2 protein-coding genes and 1 pseudogene are annotated in these 3,029 nt (G+C 65.2%); all 3 read left to right on the forward strand.

All coding sequences use genetic code 11. The features are described from left to right. The first annotated feature begins 239 nt into the window (after window positions 1–239). Complete coding sequence (locus tag WCE35_RS21290) at window positions 240–1,490, forward strand: MFS transporter (protein ID WP_424595291.1); 1,251 nt, start codon at window positions 240–242, stop codon at window positions 1,488–1,490. 44 nt (window positions 1,491–1,534) lie between these two features. Beyond that, window positions 1,535–2,524, forward strand: coding sequence for an MDR family oxidoreductase (locus tag WCE35_RS21295; protein WP_424595292.1), 990 nt, complete (start codon window positions 1,535–1,537; stop codon window positions 2,522–2,524). A 113-nt stretch (window positions 2,525–2,637) separates the two neighbouring features. Next, a pseudogene (locus WCE35_RS21300) lies at window positions 2,638–3,029 on the forward strand (hypothetical protein); the annotation flags it as partial.

Consider the following 3,029-nt stretch of genomic DNA (forward strand, 5'->3'; position numbering starts at 1 on the left):
AGATTGAACGACGGACACTTCCTCAACTTGCGCCGTCACGGCGTATGGGTCCCGGCGTTCGCCGGGACGACGATGGGGGTTGGATGGCACCGACAGCAACCTGCTCTCCGTATTTTGCAGGGCTGCCCCGCGAGGACGATTTTTCCAGCCGGCCCCTTGGGATTTCCATGCCAATGCATTAACTCCCGGCAACGTCCGGTTGGGCCCTCCGGTCCGGGCTCTGGACATCGGGGAATTTCATGTCGGCAACCGCAGGCGAGGCCCGTCCGGCTTCCGGAATCGGCAACTGGCGCACGCCGCTGGTGATCATCATCTGCGGCTGCATGATCGCCCTGTTGGGCTTCGGGCCGCGATCGAGCCTCGGGTTCTTCGTGCAGCCGATGAGCCGGGAGTTTGGCTGGGGCCGCGACGTGTTCGGCCTCGCGCTGGCGCTGCAAAACCTGTTGTGGGGACTGGGCCAGCCGATCGCCGGCGCGATCGCCGACCGCTTCGGCGTGCTGCGCGTGATGTGCGTCGGCGCGCTGCTCTATGCCGGCGGCCTGTTGCTGATGCGCTATGCCGCGACGCCATTGTCGCTCAACCTCGGCGCCGGCGTCATGATTGGCTTCGGACTGTCCGGCTGCTCGTTCAATTTGGTGCTGTCGGCGTTCAGTAAGCTATTGCCGCCGGAGCGGCGCAGCATCGCGCTTGGCGCCGGAACCGCCGCCGGTTCGTTCGGGCAATTCCTGTTCGCGCCGTTCGGCGTTGCTGTCATCGACAATTTCGGCTGGCAGGCGGCGCTGACGGTATTCGCCGCGCTGATGCTCTTGATCGTGCCGCTGTCGTTGGCGCTCGCGACGCCGTCAGCGCAATCGACCGAGATGCCTGCCGCGCACCAGCAATCGTTCAAGACCGCGCTGGCGGAAGCCTTCGGCCATCGCTCTTATGTGCTGCTGGTGCTCGGCTTCTTCACCTGCGGCTTCCAGCTCGCCTTCATCACCGTGCATCTGCCGGCCTATCTGTCCGACCGCGGCGTCACCGCGCAGACCGGCGGCTGGGTGATCGCTGCGATCGGCCTGTTCAACATCGCAGGTTCGCTCGGCGTCGGCTGGCTGCAGAACTTCTTTCCGAAGCGCTACATTCTCTCGGTGATCTATTTTGCGCGCGCGCTCTCGATTGTCGCCTTCATCTCGTTGCCGATCACGACCTTCTCCGCTATCGCGTTCGGCGCCATCACCGGCCTGACCTGGCTATCCACGGTGCCGCCGACCTCGGCGCTGGTGGCGCTGATGTTCGGCACCCGCTGGTTTGCCACGCTGTTTGGCTTCGCCTTCGTCAGCCATCAGGTCGGCGGTTTCCTCGGCGTCTGGCTCGGCGGCATCGTGTTCGAGCAGTTCGGATCCTACAACCCGATCTGGTGGCTCGCGGTCGTGTTCGGCGTGCTGTCGGCGCTGATCAACCTGCCGATCGTCGAGCAGCCGGTGGTCCGCGCGGTTGCGCAGCCCGCCTGATCCGGTAAGTATCCCCTTAGGAAAAATCCCGGGGAGAGTTCATCGTGGCAACGTTCAGGGCGATCCGGATCGACAAGGCGGAAAAGGGCACCACCGCCGCGCTCACGCAATTCGACGAAGCCGAACTGATGGACGGCGACGTCACCGTGGCCGTCGAGTGGTCGACGCTGAACTACAAGGACGGCCTGGCGCTGACCGGCAAGGCGCCGGTGGTGCGGCGGTTCCCGATGATCGCCGGCATCGATTTCGCCGGCACCGTCGCGCACTCCACCGATCCGCAATGGAAGGCCGGCGACAAGGTGGTCTGCAACGGCTGGGGCATGGGCGAGACCCATCTCGGCGGCTACGCCGAGAAGGCGCGCGTCAAGGGCGACTGGCTGGTGCGGCTGCCCGAGGGGATGTCGGCGCGCGACGCCATGGCGATCGGCACCGCCGGCTATACCGCGATGCTGTCGGTGCTGGCGCTGGAGAAGCATGGGCTCTCGCCGAGCAGCGGGCCGGTCGTCGTCACCGGCGCCGCGGGCGGCGTCGGCTCGGTCGCCACCGCCGTGCTGTCGAAACTCGGCTATCACGTCATCGCGTCGACCGGGCGGATGTCCGAGGCCGACTATCTGAAGCGTCTCGGCGCCGCCGAGGTGATCGATCGCACTGAGCTGTCAGGCCCCGCAAAACCGCTGGCGAAGGAGCGCTGGGCCGGCGGCGTCGACAGCGTCGGCTCGACCACGCTCGCCAACCTTCTCTCCATGACGAAGTATGGCGGCGCCATCGCCGCCTGCGGCCTCGCCGCCGGTATGGATTTGCCGTCGTCGGTGGCGCCGTTTATTTTGCGCGGGGTGTGCCTTCTCGGCATCGATTCCGTGATGTGCCCGATCGCGCTGCGCAAGCTCGCCTGGAACCGGCTCGCCGCCGACCTGGATCGCGGGAAACTTGCTGATATTACTCATGAAATCGGTCTGGACCAGCTCATCGGCATGGCCGCCAAAATCCTCGCCGGCGAGGTCCGCGGCCGAATCGTCGTAAAGATTCTTCAGTGACGTTCAGACTTTACCAACCAAGCTGCTCCAATCTTGCCACGGTTGGTATGGTAAGCAGTGGGTGAAGAAACTTCAGGCGGGCGCCCGCGCTTGGGTCAAGTTGGAGTTGGTGCATGTTCGTGCGTATGGTGTTGGGGACGATCACGGCGGTGGCGATGATCGCGTCCGCATTGGCCGGCATGATGAATGCCGATGAGGCGCGCAGGTTTGTCGCCGGCAAGGTGTTCGCATTCACCTGCTTCGATGGCACCCGCGGCGCAGGCCGCCTGCTCGATGACATGGGGGCGGTGGGCTCGATCCAGCTTTCCGGCGCCGGTCCGATCCGCCATGTGCGGCTGCCGGGCAATACGCTTCAGGTCCGCGGCCAGGCGATCTGCGCGGTGATCAAGGGTCTTCCGTTCGAGCCCTGCTTCAGCATCGACAAGCGCGACGATCGCAGTTTTCGCGGATCGGTCTCGGGCATGGGATTTGCCTATTGCGATTTCCGTCACCAGGGCGGGGCGCA

The organism is Bradyrhizobium sp. (assembly GCF_049691595.1).
Lineage (GTDB): Bacteria > Pseudomonadota > Alphaproteobacteria > Rhizobiales > Xanthobacteraceae > Bradyrhizobium.

Bases quoted from the DNA above. Each gene is read 5' to 3' on its own strand.
- WCE35_RS21290 (WP_424595291.1), top strand. From the start codon at position 240: ATGTCGGCAACCGCAGGCGAGGCCCGTCCGGCTTCCGGAATCGGCAAC.